14 protein-coding genes and 1 tRNA gene are annotated in these 17,706 nt (G+C 71.5%); 5 read left to right on the forward strand and 10 right to left on the reverse strand.

The genetic code is table 11. The features are described from left to right. Positions 1-28: 28 nt before the first annotated feature. A complete protein-coding gene (locus E0504_RS38915) occupies positions 29-1,684 on the reverse strand; it encodes an alkaline phosphatase (RefSeq protein ID WP_131626862.1) in 1,656 nt (551 codons plus the stop codon). A gap of 543 nt (positions 1,685-2,227) precedes the next feature. Here E0504_RS38915 and E0504_RS38920 point away from each other — a divergent pair. Next, the gene (locus tag E0504_RS38920) at positions 2,228-3,769 is read left to right on the forward strand and encodes an LCP family protein (protein ID WP_373693985.1); all 1,542 of its coding nucleotides are present in this window, start codon (positions 2,228-2,230) and stop codon (positions 3,767-3,769) included. Positions 3,770-3,838: 69 nt separating this feature from the next. On the opposite strand, the gene E0504_RS38925 is transcribed toward E0504_RS38920, so the two are convergent. Together E0504_RS38925 and E0504_RS38930 are read right to left on the reverse strand one after the other, a co-directional pair. Then, a complete protein-coding gene (locus E0504_RS38925) occupies positions 3,839-4,180 on the reverse strand; it encodes a helix-turn-helix domain-containing protein (RefSeq protein ID WP_112108489.1) in 342 nt (113 codons plus the stop codon). A gap of 306 nt (positions 4,181-4,486) precedes the next feature. Further along, entirely contained in the window at positions 4,487-4,765 is a 279-nt protein-coding gene (locus E0504_RS38930; protein ID WP_020458943.1) for a hypothetical protein, read from the reverse strand. A gap of 248 nt (positions 4,766-5,013) precedes the next feature. On the opposite strand from E0504_RS38930, the gene E0504_RS38935 reads away from it, so the two are divergent. After that, positions 5,014-5,086, forward strand: a tRNA-Asn gene (locus tag E0504_RS38935). 417 nt (positions 5,087-5,503) lie between these two features. Here E0504_RS38935 and map read toward each other — a convergent pair. After that, positions 5,504-6,286, reverse strand: coding sequence for a type I methionyl aminopeptidase (map, locus tag E0504_RS38945; protein ID WP_131626864.1), 783 nt, complete (start codon positions 6,284-6,286; stop codon positions 5,504-5,506). Positions 6,287-6,352: 66 nt separating this feature from the next. Between map and E0504_RS38950 the strand changes: the two genes are divergently transcribed. After that, on the forward strand, positions 6,353-6,655 hold the full coding sequence (locus E0504_RS38950; RefSeq protein ID WP_071067269.1) for a helix-turn-helix domain-containing protein: 303 nt from the start codon (positions 6,353-6,355) through the stop codon (positions 6,653-6,655). An 85-nt stretch (positions 6,656-6,740) separates the two neighbouring features. On the opposite strand, the gene E0504_RS38955 is transcribed toward E0504_RS38950, so the two are convergent. From E0504_RS38955 to E0504_RS38990, 6 genes are all read right to left on the reverse strand, one after another. Next, positions 6,741-7,418: a 2'-5' RNA ligase family protein gene (locus E0504_RS38955; RefSeq protein WP_200835442.1), complete on the reverse strand. Its 678-nt coding sequence runs from the start codon at positions 7,416-7,418 to the stop codon at positions 6,741-6,743. Then, positions 7,415-7,858, reverse strand: a complete 444-nt coding sequence (locus E0504_RS38960; RefSeq protein WP_235014700.1) for a hypothetical protein — start codon at positions 7,856-7,858, stop codon at positions 7,415-7,417. Before E0504_RS38960 ends, E0504_RS38955 begins: the two co-directional genes overlap by 4 nt. Before the next feature lie 135 nt (positions 7,859-7,993). After that, positions 7,994-8,890, reverse strand: coding sequence for an RNA polymerase sigma-70 factor (locus tag E0504_RS38965; protein ID WP_131626893.1), 897 nt, complete (start codon positions 8,888-8,890; stop codon positions 7,994-7,996). A gap of 92 nt (positions 8,891-8,982) precedes the next feature. After that, the gene (locus E0504_RS38970; protein ID WP_131626865.1) at positions 8,983-10,191 is read right to left on the reverse strand and encodes an NAD(P)/FAD-dependent oxidoreductase; all 1,209 of its coding nucleotides are present in this window, start codon (positions 10,189-10,191) and stop codon (positions 8,983-8,985) included. Between the two features lie 351 nt (positions 10,192-10,542). Then, positions 10,543-13,374, reverse strand: a complete 2,832-nt coding sequence (locus E0504_RS38980; protein ID WP_165938748.1) for a protein kinase — start codon at positions 13,372-13,374, stop codon at positions 10,543-10,545. A gap of 323 nt (positions 13,375-13,697) precedes the next feature. After that, on the reverse strand, positions 13,698-14,531 hold the full coding sequence (locus E0504_RS38990) for a hypothetical protein (protein WP_235014702.1): 834 nt from the start codon (positions 14,529-14,531) through the stop codon (positions 13,698-13,700). 230 nt (positions 14,532-14,761) lie between these two features. Here E0504_RS38990 and E0504_RS38995 point away from each other — a divergent pair, with 230 nt between their 5' ends. Next, positions 14,762-16,963 (forward strand): sensor histidine kinase, encoded by a 2,202-nt coding sequence (locus tag E0504_RS38995; RefSeq protein WP_131626894.1) that lies wholly within the window; start codon positions 14,762-14,764, stop codon positions 16,961-16,963. Beyond that, on the forward strand, positions 16,960-17,616 hold the full coding sequence (locus E0504_RS39000) for a response regulator transcription factor (RefSeq protein WP_112108496.1): 657 nt from the start codon (positions 16,960-16,962) through the stop codon (positions 17,614-17,616). Before E0504_RS38995 ends, E0504_RS39000 begins: the two co-directional genes overlap by 4 nt. Positions 17,617-17,706 lie beyond the last annotated feature (90 nt).

Raw genomic sequence — 17,706 nt, forward strand, 5'->3', positions numbered from 1 at the left:
GGGTACGGCTGCGCCCGACACGGTGTGGTCAGCCGGCTGGCAGCGCCTTCGACCACAGGACGCCGCCGGCCGCGTCACGCAGCTCGACGGTCAGCGCGCGGGAGCCGCCGTCGATCGCGAGGCGGCCGAAGAACTGCAGCCCGGCGGAGGGAGGGAGGTTCGACTGGCCGGGCGGAGGCGTCCGGGCGAAGACCTGCTCGGGACCGAAGGTGGGATCGAGCGCGTTGGGGCCGAACGTGCCCGCGTTCAGCGGCCCCGCCACGAACTCCCAGAACGGGTCGAAGCCCCGGGTGGCGGCCCGGTCGGGGTGATAGCTCAGCGCCGCGGTGTAGTGCACGTCCGCGGTGATCCATACGGTGTTGCGCACCCGGTTGCGCCGGATCGCCGAGAGGACCTGCCCGATCTCGACCTCACGACCCAGCGGCACCCCGGGCGAGCCCTGCGCCACTCCCTCGATGGCGGTGGTGCCGTCCGGAACGACGATGCCGAGCGGCAGGTCGTTCGCGATCACCTTCCAGGTCGCCCTGCTCCTGGTCAGGCCGTCGATGAGCCAGTCCCGCTGCCGGGTGCCGAGAATCGCCGCGCCGGCCGGATCCGTCTGCCCCACCCCGTTGTTGTTCTTGTAGCTGCGCATGTCCAGGACGAACACGTCCAGCAGCGGGCCGTAGGAGATCTTGCGGTACAGCCGGCCCGCCGGGTCCGGCCGGCCCGGCAGTGTGGGGGTGTACTCGAACAGAGCCTGCCGCGACCGGGCGGACAGGACGTCCACGCGCTTCTCGGTGTACCGGTCATCGGTGAGGATCTCGCCCGGATACCAGTTGTTCGTGGTCTCGTGGTCGTCCCACTGGAACACCCAGGGAACCTCGCGGTTGAACGCGAGCAGGTTCGCGTCCATGAAGTTGTAGCGGAAGTTCCCGCGGAACTCGGCGAGGGTCTCGGCGACCTTGCGCTTCTCGTCGGTGACCAGGTTGCGCCACACACTGCCGTCGGGCAGCGCGACCGTCTCGGCCAGCGGCCCGTCGGCGTAGACGAAGTCACCCGAGCAGATGGCGAAGTCCGGCGACAGCCGGCGCATCGTCTCGAAGATCGTCATTCCGCCGCGGTCGGGGTTGATTCCCCAGCCCTGGCCGCAGACATCACCAGACCACACCAAAGACACGTCCCGGGGGCGGACCGGCGCGGTCCGCAGACGTCCGACCAGGGTCTCGCCGACGCGGCGCGGATCATCCGCCGCCGCCAGCCGCACCCGGTAGAAGACCTCGCTGCCGGGCGGGAGCCCGTTCACGGCGACGACCCCGGTGCGGTCCGTGGCATCGGTGAGACGCGTGACGCCCACCGTCCGCGCCGACCGGAACGACTCGCTGCCTGACACCTCCACGGTCATCAGCGCCGGGCGGTCCGAGCGGGCCCAGATCACGGCGCCGCTGGTGTCGACATCGCCCGCCTGCACCCCGGAGGTGAACGCCGGGCGCCCGCCCAGCACCTGCCCCGGCCCGCCGGCGGCGACCGCCGGCGCACCGGTCGCGGCGCCGGCCCGCCCGGCCCCGCTCCCCAGCCCGACGACGCCGGCGGTCGCCACGACGGCGCCGCCGCGCAGCAGCGCCCGGCGTCCCACTCCGGCCGGCCCGAGCTCCGCCGGACCGTTCTCGAGGGGTGACGTGGATCGGTGGTCAGGTGCGGTCATGAGCGTCCTTCCTCCGGCCGCACCGGCCCCGCGCGCGCCCCGGCGGTCGCCCCCATGGCCGCCATCCCGCGCGGTGGTTCCGGCGCGGCGTCAGCGCGATGGCCCCAGTGGGGAGAAGCCTGGCAATCACGGCGATCCGGCGACCGACTCCCCGCCGACGCTCCGCGTACGGCGCGATGAACGTTGCGGAACGCGATGAACATCGCGCAGAGGTATGAGCGGTGGGGACGGGCGGGCCAGTCAGCCCGGCAGCCGGCCAGCCGGCTGGTGAGGCCCCGATCCCGGCTGGTGAGGTCCAGAGCCGGCTGGTGAGGTCAAGAACCCGGCTGGCGAGGTTCTGAACCCGGCCGCGGGCGGCGCGGAACAGTCCCGGTGGCGATCTGGCCCGGTCGGAGGGTGTCTCCGCGCGGGCGCTCCTGACCAGCGCGGACGGGACCACCAGGTGGTCCCGTCCGTGAGTGCATAGCCTATGATTTCCGCCCCAAGCGCTGTTTTCCGTGTGGTGCGCCGGAGGGAGACCCTGGATTGGGCGGGCGACCGGGTGTGCCACGGGATCCAGAGCGGCGATCCAGAACGCTCCCGTTCGACCTGCGCGGCGGAGGCCGGCCGCCCCGCAGCGCCTCCTCGCAGCTCTCCCGGGTGCTCCTCGGCTTCCTGTCCGTCCTGGTCTTCGCCGTCACCGCGGGCGGATGGGCCGTCTACACGTACGCCAACGGCCGCATCGGGCAGGTCAACCTCGACCTCGGTGACGACCGGCCCGAAGAGTCCGAGGGCGCCACCAACTTCCTGCTCGTCGGCACGGACAGCCGTGCGGGCCTCGAAGGGCAGCGCTCCGATACCACGATCCTCGCCCACTTCGGTGAGGACGAGACCGTGACCATGCTGTCCATCCCGCGCGACACCTACGTCACGATCCCCGAGTACACCGACACCGACGGGCGCAAGCACGCCCGGCACAAGGCCAAGTTCAACTCCGCGATCTCCGACGGCGGCCCGTCACTGCTGGTCCGCACGATCGAGTCGCTGACCAACATGCGCATCGACCACTACGTCTCGATGGACCTGGCGGGCTTCAAGTCGATCACCGACGCGATCGGCGGCGTGGACGTCTGTGTCCTACCCTCGGACCACAAGGAGTTCGTCGCCGAGAACGGCCGGACGAGCCGCAACACCAACGACCCGATGAGCGGCTTCGTCGGCGGCCCGGGGACGGTGCACGTCGGCGGCGAGCAGGCCCTGGCGTTCGTCCGGCAGCGGCACGGCCTGCCCGGCGGCGACATGGACCGCATCCGCCGCCAGCAGCAGTTCATGGGCGCGGTGTTCCACAAGGTCGTCGGCGGCGGGGTCCTGACGAACCCCAGCCAGCTCGAGCAGCTCCTGTCCACGGCCACCGGCGCGCTCACCCTGGACGACAACACCGATCTCCTGGACCTGCGGAAGCTCGCGACCAGGCTGAAGGGCATCGCCTCGGGCGGGGTCGGCATGCAGACCCTGCCGACCCATCCGCCCACCAGGGCCGAGGGCGCGGTGAACGACCGCGGCGAGATCCTCGTCGGAGGGCAGAGGGTGTCCGTCCAGTTCTACAACCCGGCCGATCTGGAGCGCATCGTCGCCCCGCTGGGCGGCTCCACAGGTTCGGCCCCGGGCGCCGGCGGCGCCGACGCCACCGAGGTCGCCGTCCAGGTCTTCAACGGCAGCGGGATCGCCGGACTGGCCGCCGACGCCGTCGACGAGCTGAACGGCAAGGGCTTCCGGGCAACCAACGCCGGCAACGCCTCCACCAGCAACTACGTGACCTCGCGGGTCCGCTTCGGCACCGGCCTGGACGCCGCGGCGGCCACCCTGCAGACCCTCGTACCCGGGGCACGGCTGGAGAGCGACCCCGGCATCGACGGGCTCCAGCTGATCCTCGGATCGTCCTTCGACGGCATCGCCGACGTCCCGGTCACGGCTCCCGCGGCCGCTCCGGCCGCCACCGGCGCCGAGACCGCCGCCGCCGGTACCACGGCAGCCGGAACCGTCCCCGGCGCACCCGCGCCCCCCGCGGCGGCCACCCCACCCCCCCCGCCGAACTGCACCTACTGACCGTGGGATGTCCACCCGACCGCGGGACGCCGTAGTCGGCCCGGGGGCTGACCGGGGTGCCGGGGCGGGTCAGTCGGGGTCCGGTTCGTCCGTCGCGTGGCTGGCGGAGCCCTTCGGGATCCGTTGGCGTGGACTCAGCGCGACCCAGTCCTGGGCCCAGGCGGACAGCGGCTCCAGAACGCCCAACAGCCGACGTCCATGGCTGGTCAGGCGGTACTCGCCGGCCTCGTCGACCTCGACCAGGCCGGCTTCGCGCAGCTCGCGCATCCGCTGCGAGAGCTGGGACTCCGGCGCGCCGACCCGTCCGGTGAGAGACCGGAAGGAGGACGAACCGCCGCGAAGGCTCCAGAAGGCGGCCAGCGTGTACCGGCGTCCCAGCAGTTCCAGGATGGCGGCGAGCTCCTCCGGCACACCGGCCGCAGCCTGCCCGGAGCCGGAGCCGGAGCCGGAGCCAGGCCCGGACCCGGCACCTGACCCCGGCGTGGCACCGCCGGCATGCGTGGACGTCCGCCGGCCGCCGGGGCCGCGTCGCCCCCGGTCAGCGCGCACGGACACCGGTGTGGCCGCCGGCGGCCGGGTGGACCCGTGCCGAGCGCTCGCCAGCGGGACGGACCCGGACGGCCTGCAGCCAGACCGCCCGGAACCGGCGTTTCCTGGGGTGGTCCCCCAAATGGGGCAGGGCCCACACCGCGGTGTGGTGGGAGATGCTGGTCGTCGTCAGCGCGAGTGCACCCCCACACCGTTGGAGCTGTGCGCTCCCAGGGACGCGGCGAAGGTGGTGCCGTCGCTGTCCTGGGCGCTGCCCAGCACGGTGCGGACCCGCTGGGCGAGGGCCCCGGCCTGGGCCGAGACCACCCCGGCGACGCTCTGGACCTCCGGGCGTTCCCTGACCTCGCGCGCCTGGCGCATGATCGCGTCGTAGTGGTCACGCCCCGCACGGGCACCGAGGACGTACCCGATGCCGAGGGCAACGACCACACTGGGCCTGATGCGCATGGTTCCTCCCGGGGCAGGGGCCGGGCGTTCGCGGCTGACACCGCGCTTGCTCCGGCTTGTCACAGGCTTGTTTACTACCCCACCGACAGCCGTGCCGGAACCTCAGGTAGGCTGACGACGTCAGGCACGATCCGTCGCCGCCACCCGCCCGGTTCGGGCGGCTAGATCCAGGCGGCACGGCGGCCAGGCCGCGGAGCATCTGGTCGCTCGGCGGAACCTGGGCGGTTCGGGCCTGACGGAAATGACGGTCCCGCGTAGCTCAATTGGCAGAGCAGCCGGCTGTTAACCGGCAGGTTATAGGTTCGAGTCCTATCGCGGGAGCACGTTTTCCCTGGTCAGGCCAGGTTTCCTCAAGATCCTTCGGATCGCGAGACGAAGATCACCCTAGCTTTACCCCATGATTCTTTCCGCGGTGACCGTTCCCAGGATCGTCTACCTGGGCCACCGACCCGCCGAGTCGACCGTCATCCTGGCCTCAGGCCCCATCCCGATGTCGGCCGAGCGGCGGCCGGTCCGCCCCGGTATCGACGGGGTTCGGCTGGTCGGGGGAGACAGGTCGCGCCGTAGTCCCCAGTGGGCGGAGAGGGGACCCTCTCCTGGGCGTCTGGTGGGGAGCCTCTAGCTGTAATGATCGGGGACGTTGATCAATCGCGTGGACATGAGACGTCGGGGACCTTCCTTTTCACCGGTGATTCGTGATGAGGCGCCAGGAGCATAGGGGCAGGTGTGGCTCCGATCTCACGAGTGCGCCTGCGTCGGCAAGGTGAGGATTTCGGCTCCGTCGTCGGTGATGGCGATCGTGTGCTCACTGTGCGCTGTCTGGCAGCCTGTCGCGCTTCGGAGGGTCCAGCCATCGGCATCGGTGACGAGCTCGGCGGTGTCCGCCATGACCCACGGCTCCAATGCCAGCAGCAGCCCAGGGCGCAGTCTGTATCCACGGCCGGGCCGTCCGGTGTTCGAAACGTGCGGGTCCTGGTGCATCGTCGATCCGATGCCATGACCTCCGAACTCGGTGTTGATCGGGTACCCGGCCTCGCTGAGGACGGAGCCGATGGCATGGGAGATGTCACCGATGCGAGCTCCGGGGCCGGCAGCGGCTATCCCTGCGTACAGCGCGCGTTCGGTCGCGTTGATCATCGCGACGCTCTCCGGGGGCTTTGAGTCGCCCACGATGAAGCTGATGGCGGAGTCCGCGGCGACTCCGTCTTTGGAGACGGCGAGGTCGAGCGTCAGCAGGTCGCCGTCGGCAAGCGTGTAGTCGTAGGGCAGGCCGTGGAGCACGGCGTCGTTGACGGCCGTGCAGATGTAGTGGCCGAACGGCCCGCGTCCGAAGGACGGCTCGTAGTCGACGTAGCAGGACTGCGCTCCAGCCTCGACGATCATGGTCTCGGCCCACCGATCGATGTCCAGGAGGCTCGTGCCGACCGTGCTGCGGCTCTTCAGCGTCTGCAAAATGTCAGCGACCAGGGCGCCTGTGTCCTTTGCTTGGGCCAGTTTGGTGGGGCTCAGGATCTCGATCATGCGGCGCCCTTCTCGCACTACCAATAACTATCCCGGCCATATTATACCGGTACTATAATTGGAGTCATGGTCAGGTTGCCGCTCACTCCGGCAGAGGTCGAGCGCGGGCAGCGCCTCGGCGCCCTCCTGCGTCGGGCCAGGGGGGAGCGCTCGATGCTCGATACCGCGCTGGATGCAGGTGTCTCACCAGAAACCCTTCGGAAGATCGAGTCTGGTCGCGTAGCCACCCCTGCCTTCCCGACCATCGCGGCGATCGCCGATGTCCTCGGCCTTTCCCTCGACGAAGTGTGGGCCGAGATCAACCAGCCTGACGGCGAGGTCGAACCCACAAGATCAGGTCGCAACGCACGCGAGCGGTTGGCCTCGTGAGTCTCGGGCCCGCAGCTCCGTTGCAGGTGCCGACGGCAGAGAGCCCGTGGGCGCGGTGCTCAACCAACGTCCCCGGTCAGTACACCTAGCAGGCGCTGACAAGGCGCACGCGGGCCAAGGTGTCCCACCGGTACGCGCGTTCCTCGCGGCGTAGTTCGACCAGCGTGACGGCGCCGACCGTGACACGGACGGGTGGAAGCTCCCGGAGATCTCTGACGGCCGAGATGATCGGATGGGCGTCGGTCCGACTGTTGCAGTAGGCGATGCCGACGTGGGGCCGAAACCCGTTCGGCTTGACCACCACCGCGGCGGGCCCGAGTACGGCCGTGATCGCCTCGATGAGCCCGTCCCGAACGGCGACCACCGGCGCCCAGGACAGGACGCTGAAGCGGACGGCACCGGACGACCCCGCCAGTGGCCCCACAGCCAACGAGAACGGCTCGACACCGGCCAGCCGTACACACGTCTGCTCCACGGCTCTGTCAACATCAGCCCGGCCGATCTGATCGGTGAAGGCGAGACGTTGGAGCGTCAGATGCAGCCCGTCAGGCGGTACCGGGTCGAGGACGGGCAGGCGCAGCCGCTGCTGGCACCGGTCGGCAAGGGCGTGCAGCTCGGTGGCGTTCTCGAAGGTCAGCATCCAGTGGTAGGAGCGGCGTCCGGGCGTCCAGCCGGGCCGGTCCCAGTGGTTGTCGAGCCGGTCGAGGCTGGTGAAGCGGTGCCAGTCGTCCATGACCGGGTTCGTGGTGGGTGACGTGGTCACCGGTGTGCGCCGGCGGGGAGGGCGAGCGCGCGGGAAGCCTCCGCGAGTTCGGTGACCGGGCCGATCTGCTGCCATGGCCTGGCACGGGCGACCAGCTCGTGGCTACGACGTCGGATGGACTCGATCGGGTTGCCGGCCGCGCTAGTCAGAGCCTCGATCCCAAGTGCGGCAGCCTGCTCCGGGTCGGGAGCGTCGGACAGGAGCAGCGCGGTCGCCAGGTCGAGGCGGACGAGACAACGGCTCCACATCGATGGGGATCGGTCGGCTACCTGCACGGCCATGTCCGCATACTCCCGCACCCTGGCCGTTTCGCCCAGGGAGACGTATGCGGTCGCTGCGTTCGCGGCGACACGGGCCGTGCTGTAGGGCCCGAAGGAGATACAGGGTGACATCCCGTCGGGCACCGGATACTGGTCGGCCAGGTCGAACGCTTCGGCCACGGATCGGTCCACGCCGGTGCGGTCACCGAGCCGACCGAGGGCGCGTGCCTTCCCGTTCACGGCAAGCCGGATTGCCTGGGCCGACCGACCGGCGACTCGGCGACCTGACGTCCGCGCGTCGGGGACCGGTGGTGTTCAGCGCAGGGTGAGTGGGGTCGCGGATGCGACGTGGGACAGTTTCTCCGGGTTGCGGACGTAGTAGAGGCCGGTGATGCGTGCGTCCTCGACACGGATCGCCATGACGCCGTCGATCTCGCCGTCCAGGCGGACGAGGAGTGCCGGGTTGCCGTTGACCACGGTCGGTTCGGCGGTGAGCGTGCCTTCGAGCTTGCCGATGCCGCCGGCGAACATACGGGCCACCTGCTCGGCGCCAGTGACCGGCCGCAGCGCGGCGTGTTTGATGCCGCCGCCGTCGCTCATCAGGACGACCTCGGGGGCGAGCACCTCAAGGAGGCCCTGCGGGTCCCCGGTTTCGATCGCGCGCTGGAACGACTCCAGGACTGCCTGGCCCTCGTTCGAGGAGACCACCCGGCGGGGGCGGCGGGAATCGACGTGCTGGCGGGCGCGGTGGGCGATCTGGCGGACGGCCGCAGGGCTCTTGTCGACGGCGGCCGCGATCTCGTCGTAGCCGATGTCGAAGACCTCGCGCAGCACGAAGACGGCGCGCTCGGTCGGTGACAGCGTCTCGAGGACGAGCATCAGCGCCATCGACACGCTCTCGGCGAGCTCGACGTCCTCGGCCACGTCCGGCGCGGTGAGCAGCGGCTCGGGCAGCCAGGGGCCGACATATGCCTCCCGGCGGCGCTTCATGGTGCGCAGCCGGTTGAGCGCCTGGCGGGTGGTGATCCGGACCAGGTAGGCGCGCTGGTCGCGCATCTGCCCCTGGTCGGCCTTGACCCATCGAAGCCAGGTCTCCTGGAGGACGTCTTCGGCGTCGGCCGCCGATCCGAGTATCTCGTAGGCGACGGTGAAGAGCAGGTTGCGGTGTGCGAGGAACGCCTCGGTCGCCGGGTCGGTGGCGTCGTCGCTCATCTCTCGTCCCTTCTCCTCGTCCTTCGCGGTCGGCCCTGGCGGCCGACCGCGTTCGCGTGCGTCCACAGCAAGATCCTCGCGGCACGCACCGGTCAGGCTGCCCGGTCGGCGGCGGCCGGTGCCTCGGCGCGGTTGGCGCGCAGCAGCTGCTGGCGCTTGGCGACACCTCCCGGAATGCGGTGCAGCCTGAACGAACCGGGCTTGTGCGCCTCTTCGGCCAAGTGCTTGGGGATGACCTTGCAGACCAATTCCTTGACCCTGGCGCCCAGGCCGTCGTCGATGTGCAGCCACACCGCGACGTCGGACCTGTTGGCGAACTGGTAGATGCCCGCGCTTCGGCCCAGGCTGATGCACTGGGCGCCCAACGACTGGTGGATGTCGTCGGGCCGCTCACCCGCGAGCCTGCTGAGTACGGTGTCGGCGGCCCGCGCGCCCAGCGGCATCGCGTTCAGGCAGCTCATCCGCAGCGGCAGGCCGGACGGTGCCGCCGAGTCCCCGGCCGCGACGATGCGCTCGTCGTCCACGCTGGTCAGCGTCTCGTCGGTGCGCAGGCGGCCCACGGCGTCGGTGCTCAGACCGCTGCGTACGGCCAGTTCAGGAACGCCGAAGCCGACGGTCCAGACGGTGACCTCGCTCGGCAGTTCACGGCCGTCAGCGAGCCGTACGGTGTCGCGGGTCACCGCCGTCACCTTCGCGTCGGAGCCGTCGATAACCGTCACACCGAGCTTGGCGAGCCGCTTCGCAACCGAGCGCCGACCCCGGGTGTGCAGGTACGGGCCGAGCACGCCGCCGCAGACCAGGGTCACCCGGCGGCCCTGCTCCGCCAGCTCGGCGGCGGTCTCGATGCCGGTGGGACCGGCGCCGACCACCGTCACGGGGGCCGTCGCGGGCGCGGCGTCGAGGACCGGGCGCAGCCGCTGTGCCTCCTCCAGGGTGGAGATCGGGTAGGCGAACTCGGCCGCCCCTGGCACGCTCAGTTCGGCGCTGCCACTGCCCACGGCGTAGATCAGGTAGTCGTAGCCGAGCGTGCGGTCGGCCGCCAGTGTCACGCTGCGCTCGGCCGCGTCGATACGGGTCACGGTGTCGACCACCAGCCGGACGCCCTCGGCCAGGACGTCCTGGTAGGCGACGACCGCGTCGTCGGACCCGCCCACCAGCTGGTGCAGGCGGACCCGGTGGACGAAGTCCGGGCGCGGGTTGATCAGCGTCACGGTCACGTCGTCGCGCAGCGTCAGCCGGTTCGCGGCCATCACGCCCGCGTATCCGCCACCGATCACGACCACATGCGTGTTCCCAGTCATAGTGCCTCCTCCGTTTCCAGGTGGTCGGCCTCAAGACACCGCGTCATCGGTCGCTGTGACAGGACGTGAGTCAGATCACTTCACGGGGGCTCGGCTGGAGCTGTGACCGCATTGGTTCGCCGGGTTGGGTCAGGCTGCGGTTTTGAGAGGGCGTCCGCCCCAGCGGATGCCCTTCTCGCTTCGGATGCGGGCTCGTTCCTTGCGTTCGGCGGCCAGGACGTCGGGCGCATGAGCCCGAGGCGGCGGCTGCGCTGGTCGGGAGCGCCTTGAACGACGACGATCGGGAGTTCGTCGAGTACTGGTGTGTGCGGAGCCCGTCAACCTGTACGAGGCCGGATGCCCGACAACGCCTCAGCCCGCGGTCGGTTCCGGTGCCACGCTGATCAGGTCGACGACGAAGACGAGCGTGTCGTCGGCCGCGATGTCCGGGGGCTGGCCACCGGCGGGTCCGTAACCCAGATCGGGTGGGATGACGATCTCGCGGCGGCCGCTGGTGCGCATCCCCTCGATCCCGCGTGCGAACCCGTCGATCACCGTTCTGAGCGAGAACGTGTCGGATGCGCCGCGGCCCCAGCTCGAGTCGAACACCTTTCCGTCCCGCCACCGGACGCCGACGTAGTGGATGGTGACGGTGCCCGACGCCGATGCGGCCGGGCCGATGCCTGCCACCAGGTCCCTGGTGACCAGCGAGGTCGGTGGACTGCCCGATCCGGCACTGACCACCGGCTCGGTTGTCAGATCGGTCGCCCCGGCCACCGCGGGTAGATCGTCGCCGGCCGTGCCCTCCTCTGGGTCGGATGGTTCGCCGCCCTGCCCGTCCGAGGCCGGTTCCGCCTGCGACCCCGCGCCGGCCGAGGAGTTCGCCGCCAGCGGCATCTGGTCGCTGGTCGATGCCGCCGTCACGCCGAGGGGGAGCGCCACGACGACCACCGCGGCGAGCGTCGCCGCGAGCTGCGCCCCGGCCGAGCCGAGTGTTCTGATCGGCGGTGGACCCGCTGTTCCTTCGGCCCCAGGCCGCTCGGCGCCGGCCGGTCCGACCCGCCGGTGCCGGCGGCGTGCCGCGACGAACCCGGCCACGACGAGCAGCGCGAATCCCCCATAGCCGATGGTGCTGGCCACGGCGTACCCGGACGGCTGGTAGTCGACGAGCACGCGGACTGCGAGAAGCGGACCGGACAGGCCGGCGGCGAGCAGGAATGCACGGTCTGTCTTCCGGCGCGGGTCCGTCACGAGTGACAGGGCCAGCAGCGCGATCAGAACCGTGGCGTTGCCGACCTGGAAGTTCGGTGTCGTCCGGAACCATCCGAGGAGATCGACCGAGGTCACCGCCACCGCTGCGGCCGTGAGCAGGGCGGGTGGCGCTCCCCGGCGGAAAAGCAGGACGAGCAGAGCCAGCCCGGCGAGCACCGTGACCGCCGTGGCCTGTCCGAACCGGAACGACGCCTGGTGCGTCCAGTAGGGATCATCGGGAAAAAGTAGCAGCGCGACGAACCCGAGGGCGGCCAGCGCCGGGCCGACCCGACCCGCTGCGTCGGGCGCCCGCCGCAGCCGTGCGAACGCCGTGACCGCCAGCACGAGCGAGGCCGCGGCCACGGACACCCACCAGCCGGCTCGCAGCGGATGGCTGTATTCGATCGCCTGCTGGCGTACCTCCGCCAGCGCGCCGAGGGTCAGTGCAGCCAGGCCGAAGGCGGCTCCGGTCGTCGGCGCGCGCACCGCCGCCCACCGGTCGAGCGTGACGCGCAGCGCGAGCACCACCGGCAGGGCGGCCAGCACGACCGCGAACGGTCCCCAGACCGCCCACGCGCCGAGCGTCCCGTAGTAGGCCATCGTGGAGGTCACGGGGGCCAGGAACGGGCCGATGCTCGCCAGGGCCGCCACGCCCAGCACGACGTGCGGCCAGATGCCCGGCGAGTCACCCGTGCCCGGCGGTCGGTCGCGCGGGCCCGCGGCCGCAGGGGTGTCCACCGCGGGCCAGGGCCCGTCCCGTGATCCCGGCCGGTTCCGGTCCTCCTGCCCGAGCCGGTTCGTGTCGTCCGGTCGGTGTGTGGTCCCGTCCTCGTCGAGCGCCTCGTCACTGGTCGGCGGCGCCTCGGGCGGGCGGATGGTGCTCGGCCCGATCGCCTGCTGCGCTGAGGCAGCGGTCGTCGTGACACCGGTGGCCGCGCCTGCGTCTGGCCCGGCGTCGTTCGCCGGCGGTTCGGACGGCGGCGGTTCGGACGGCGGGGTGTCGGCCGGCCTGGCCGCGGTCGGTGTGGAGTCGGGTGTCGCGGTCGGCGCGAGGTCGGACATCGTGGTCGGCGAGCCGATGTCGCCGCCGGTACTCCAGGCGAGGACCCGTACGTCGTCGTCGAGGTGGGGCACGAGCTCGGCCCGGTCGAGCCAGCCGGCGCCGAGGGTGTCCCGCGCCGCGCGGGCGAGCTGGAGTGCCAGCTCACCGGCGGTGGCCGGCCGGTCGTCCGGCGCCTTGGCAAGAGCACGCGCCATGACGTCCGCGATCGGGCCCGGTATCCCGACCGGGGGTGGCGGCACCTCGTTGAGATGGCAGTGCTGCAGCGCGGCAAAGGAACGCCGATGGTCGGCGAACGGGTGCGCCCCGGTGAGCACCTCGTAGAGCACGACGCCCAGGGCGTACACGTCGGTCGCCGGCCGCAGCTCACGCAGGTCGAACTGCTCCGGCGCCATGTACAGCGGAGTGCCGACGATCCGGCTGGCCGCCACGGCGCTGCCGTCGATGGCCTTGGCAAGACCGAAGTCGGTCACTTTCAGGCGATCGTCGGCCGCGAACAGCATGTTCTCCGGCTTGATGTCGCGGTGGAGCACGTTGCGCCGGTGCGCCGCGCCGACGCCGCCGGCGACCGCCAGGCCGATCGCGCACGCGGTCTCGACGCTGCGCCGCCGTGATCCGTGCCGCCGGGCCGTGCGTTGCCGCAGACTCCCGCCGGGCAACAGCTCCATCACGATGAAACCGAGCCCACCGTGCTCGCGACAGTCGTAGATGCGGACCACATGGGGGTGATCGAGCCCGGCGAGCACCCGAGCCTCCGCCTCGAACTCGTCGGCGTCCAGCTCGCTTGCCAGGATCTTGATTGCGACGTCGCGGTGCAGACGCCGGTGACGGCCGGCCACGACAAGGCCGAAAGCGCCGCTGCCGAGCTCCAGCCCCAGCTCGTAGTCGGGCAACGCGGCTTCCACCCGGGCACGATCGATGATCAGAAAGCGTCCCCCACGCCGACCCGGTGATCTGACTGCCTGACCGACACTGTACCGACATATCCAGTCACGCACCGGACCACCGGACAGCACCCCGTGGCCCCCGCCTGCTCCATCGCGGCGAGGTGGTCGCCGTAAAGCGCCACCTGCGCCGGCGTGGCCGCCCCCAACGCCTCCCGCGCTGCGGCGTCGGCCTTGTCGACGATCAGATCAGTCGTCGCAGGGGTTCCGCGCGCCCCCTGCCGGCGCGCGGAACCTGACAGCTTCGTCGTGGCTGACGGTGCCGTGTGGCGTCAGCTGACCTCGAACCCGGCGGCGATGACGCCGCTGAACTGCGGGGGCGCCCCGATGGGCGTGGTCACGATGTAGCGTCCGGCAACGAGTGTGGTGAGGCCGTAGGCGGGATCGGAACCGGTCGGTTGGGCCACGGCGACGATGTCGGCGACAGCCTCGATGTTCGTCTTCCCGGACTGCACGTCGGCCGCGGTGGCCGTCTCACCGTCGCGGACCCTGCCGAGCAGCAGGATGAATCCGGCCTTCGCCGGGTCGCCGGTGTTGGTGAACTTCAGTGCGACCGGGCCGGCGGGAAGTGAGGCTGGGACACCGGCGAGGCCGCTGCCGTCGCTGTTGGTCACGTCGAGCGTGGTGTAGCCGCAGGTGTCATGAGCCCATGCGTTGACGGCGGTGAGCGCGGTGTTCATGGAGCCGTCGGGGTCGGCGGGCGGCTTTCCCTCCGCGGCGCCCCGCACGGTCTCGGCGAGGACGTCGACCTGGCTCGCCACGTCGCCGGGTACGCCCGCTCGCAGCGGCCCGAGGTGCGGTTCGACGGACGCCGCCCAGGTCTGGACCTCGGTGGCGCTCGGCGGCGGCGAGTCCGGGTCGATCCCCGGCATGCCGACCCAGTTGCTCGCCAACTGGGCGGCGCAGGCCGCCTGCGTGGCGTCGGTGGTCGTGGCGTCGGTGGTCGAGGCATCGGGAGTCGTCGTGGCTCCGCGTGTCTCTGTCGCGCCCGCCGTGCCGGAGGAGTCGGAGCAGCCGGCGAGCGCGACGACCGCGCCGAGGCCGAGGGCACCGGCGGTGATCATCCATCGGCGGCGGGCCTGGCCGGCGATGCTGTGGGTCTTCATCGTTGTCTCCCGATCGGATCCCGGGCCGGACCGGTCCTGCTGACCGGTCGCGGCGGCAGCCTGATCATTCGGGTGGAACCGTCCCGCCGGCACGGGTGCGCGTTCCCGGAACGGCCGGGAGAAATTCCCGAGGCGGACGGGATCAGCGGTCCCGCACACTGGGTCCCCACGGGGTGCGATCATGCGATCCTTCGCGCCCCACGGGTTTAGGTGAGGGAGCTGGCTTGGACGTGTTCGCGCAGGACCCGCCGCCGGCACGGCCAGGGCGTCGACGGGCCGCGCACATCCTGGCCCTGGCCGCGCTCGTGCTGGCCGTCGCTGGCGCGGTGCTGGCCGTCGCCAACCGGCACGGGTTCCTCACGCCGTCGGGGGGCTCCGCCAGCGCGGCGGGCTGGACCCAGGTCCTCCTCGCGGTTCCGTTCGTGGCGGCCGGTTGGCTGCTGGCCACGCGCCGGCCGGAGGTCCCGTTCGGCTGGCTCGCGCTGGCCGCCGCGATCGGCCACGGTGTGGCGGCCGCCGGCACGGGCTGGGCGGTGTTCACCGTGTTCGGCGACCGGGAGCTGCCGGGGGCTGCGCCGGCGCTTCTCGCCGCCTCCACGTGCGAGGCGCTGGGGCCCCTCGTGCTGGCGATCATCTGGGCGACGTTCCCGCAGGGGCGGTTCCCCCACGGCTGGGTCGGGCGGCTCGCGGCGGTCAGCGTCGGGCTGTGCGCCGTGGGCTGGCTGAGCGGACCGCTGTGGTCCTTCAGATCCGCCGAGTCTCCGCCGGCCTATGCCGGGCTCACCAATCCGATCGGGGTGGACGCCATCCCCGGCTGGCTGCCGGTCGCGCTGTTCTCCTCGGGCCTGCTGCTCGGGTCGGCCGTGATGGTGGTCCGCTGGATGCGGGCGGACGGCGAGCTGCGCCAGGTGCTGCGCTGGCTGGCCGTGATCAACGCGGTCGCGATCGTGCTCACCCCCGTCGTCGTCGCGCTTCCCGCCGGAGAGCTGATCGGCAGTGTCGGCACCGTGGTCGAACTCGTCGTCGTCGTCGCCGTGGTGCTCGCGAACCGTGTCTACGGCATCGAGGCGGTCCTCAACCGCACGCTCGTCTACACGCTGCTCACCGCGTTCGTGGCCGTCGTGTACGCGGCCGGCGTCGCGGTCCTCGTCGCGTTCGGCCAGCAGGTGGGCGGGACGTCCACGGTGCTCGCCGCGGTCGGCGCGGCGTTCAGCCTCGCCCCGGCACGCGACCGGGTGCAACGCATGGTGAACCGCTTTCTCTACGGCGAACGCGACGAGCCGTACACCGTGGTGACCGGGGTGGCGGCGCGCCTGGAAGCGGCCGGCAGCGTGCAGACCCTGCTGCCGGGCCTGCTCGAAGCCCTGGTCGGGGCACTGCGGCTGCCGTCGGCCGCAGTGGAGATGCGCGGCGACGACGGCTCCGTTCGTTCCATCACCCACGGCGAGGCCGCGCGGCCGGGCGCGTCGGTCCGCTTCCCGCTGGTGCATCAGGGGCAGGACATCGGCGCGCTCGTCGTCAGCCTGCGGGCCGGGCAGAACGCGCTGGCTCCGCGGGAGAACCGCCTGCTCACCGACATCGCCCGCCAGGTCGCGGTGGCCGCCAGCAACGTGCAACTCACCGAGGCGCTGATGCGCTCGCGCGAGCGCATCGTCAGCGCGGCGGAGGAGGAGCGCCGCCGGCTGCGCCACGACCTGCACGACGGTCTCGGACCGACCCTGACCGCCGCCGCGACCAAGGTGGACGCCGCCGGGAACCTCGTCGACCGGGACGTGGCGCGGACCAGGAACCTGCTCGACTCGGTCCGGCGGGACCTCACCTCGGCCCTCGCCGACCTGCGCCGCCTGGTCTACGCCCTGAGGCCGCCCGTCCTCGACGAACTCGGGCTGCTGCCCGCGCTGCGCGAGCAGCTTCGGCACGCCGCGGTCCCGGTCGTGGTGTCGGCGCCCGAATCCCTGCCGCCGCTGCCGGCGGCGGTGGAGATCGCCGCTTACCGGATCATCACGGAAGCCATCACGAACGTCACCCGGCACGCCCGGGCGTCGTCCTGCGAAGTGTCGATCACCTGCGTCGATCACCTGCGTGTCGAGATCCGCGACAACGGAACAGCCGGCGACGGCGCGACAGGCGACAGCGCGACGGGCGACACCGCGACAGGCGGCACCGCGAGCGGGAGCGGGAGCGGGAGCGGCGCAACATGGGCACCCGGGGTCGGCCTGACCTCGATGCGGGAACGGGCGACCGCGCTCGGTGGCAGCTGGATCGCCGGACCCACCGCTACCGGCGGCCGGGTCCTGGTAGAACTCCCCCTCTCCCTCGCCGGAAGCGCGATACCCCGGTCCGCCGCCGTGGTCGCTCCAGAAAGGCATCACGGATCTTCTTCATCCGCGCACACCGACGTCACCGGAATGCTCACGAGGAGCCAGCAGTGACCGAACCCCCCGCCACCATCCGGGTGCTCCTCGCCGACGACCACCGCCTCGTGCTGGACGGCCTGTCCGCGCTGATCGACTCCGTCGACGGCCTCACCGTGGTCGGGGAGGCGACCTCCGGCGAGCAGGCCGTCGCCCTCGCCGGCACGGAACAGCCCGACGTCGTGCTCATGGACATCGAGATGCCCGGGATCGGCGGGGTCGAGGCAACCCGCCGGATCACCACCGCCCAGCCGACGATCGCGGTCGTGATGCTCACGATGTACGGCGAGGACGAGTTCGTCTTCGCCGCCCTACGCGCCGGCGCCCGCGGCTACCTGCTCAAAGGCGCCCAGCAGAAGGACGTCGTACGCACCATCGGGGCCGTTGCCCGCGGCGACGCCGTGTTCGGACCGGACGTCGCGCACCGCGTACTGCGCACCTTCACCAGCCCACCCGCGGAGAACGCCCCGTTCCCCGAACTCACCGAACGGGAACGTGAAGTACTCAGCCTGCTGGCGAACGGCTGGCCGAACAGCCGCATCGCGCGCCATCTCCAACTCACCCCGAAGACCGTCGCCAACAATGTCTCCAACATCCTCACCAAACTGCACGCCCCGGACCGCACGGCGGCAATCCTGCGAGCCCGCCGCGCCGGCCTGGGTGAACCGTGACCGACCCTCCCGACGGCCCGAACGGGCAGGTGAGGAGGGTGCGCACGGCCTGGCGCAACCAGCCCGCAACAGGACGCCGTTAATGTCCAG

The organism is Parafrankia sp. BMG5.11 (genome assembly GCF_004337455.1).

Bases quoted from the DNA above. Each gene is read 5' to 3' on its own strand.
- E0504_RS38915 (WP_131626862.1), bottom strand. From the start codon at position 1,684: ATGACCGCACCTGACCACCGATCCACGTCACCCCTCGAGAACGGTCCG.
- E0504_RS38930 (WP_020458943.1), bottom strand. From the start codon at position 4,765: ATGCGCATCAGGCCCAGTGTGGTCGTTGCCCTCGGCATCGGGTACGTC.
- map (WP_131626864.1), bottom strand. From the start codon at position 6,286: ATGATCGAGATCCTGAGCCCCACCAAACTGGCCCAAGCAAAGGACACA.
- E0504_RS38950 (WP_071067269.1), top strand. From the start codon at position 6,353: ATGGTCAGGTTGCCGCTCACTCCGGCAGAGGTCGAGCGCGGGCAGCGC.
- E0504_RS38965 (WP_131626893.1), bottom strand. From the start codon at position 8,890: ATGAGCGACGACGCCACCGACCCGGCGACCGAGGCGTTCCTCGCACAC.
- E0504_RS38970 (WP_131626865.1), bottom strand. From the start codon at position 10,191: ATGACTGGGAACACGCATGTGGTCGTGATCGGTGGCGGATACGCGGGC.
- E0504_RS38990 (WP_235014702.1), bottom strand. From the start codon at position 14,531: ATGAAGACCCACAGCATCGCCGGCCAGGCCCGCCGCCGATGGATGATC.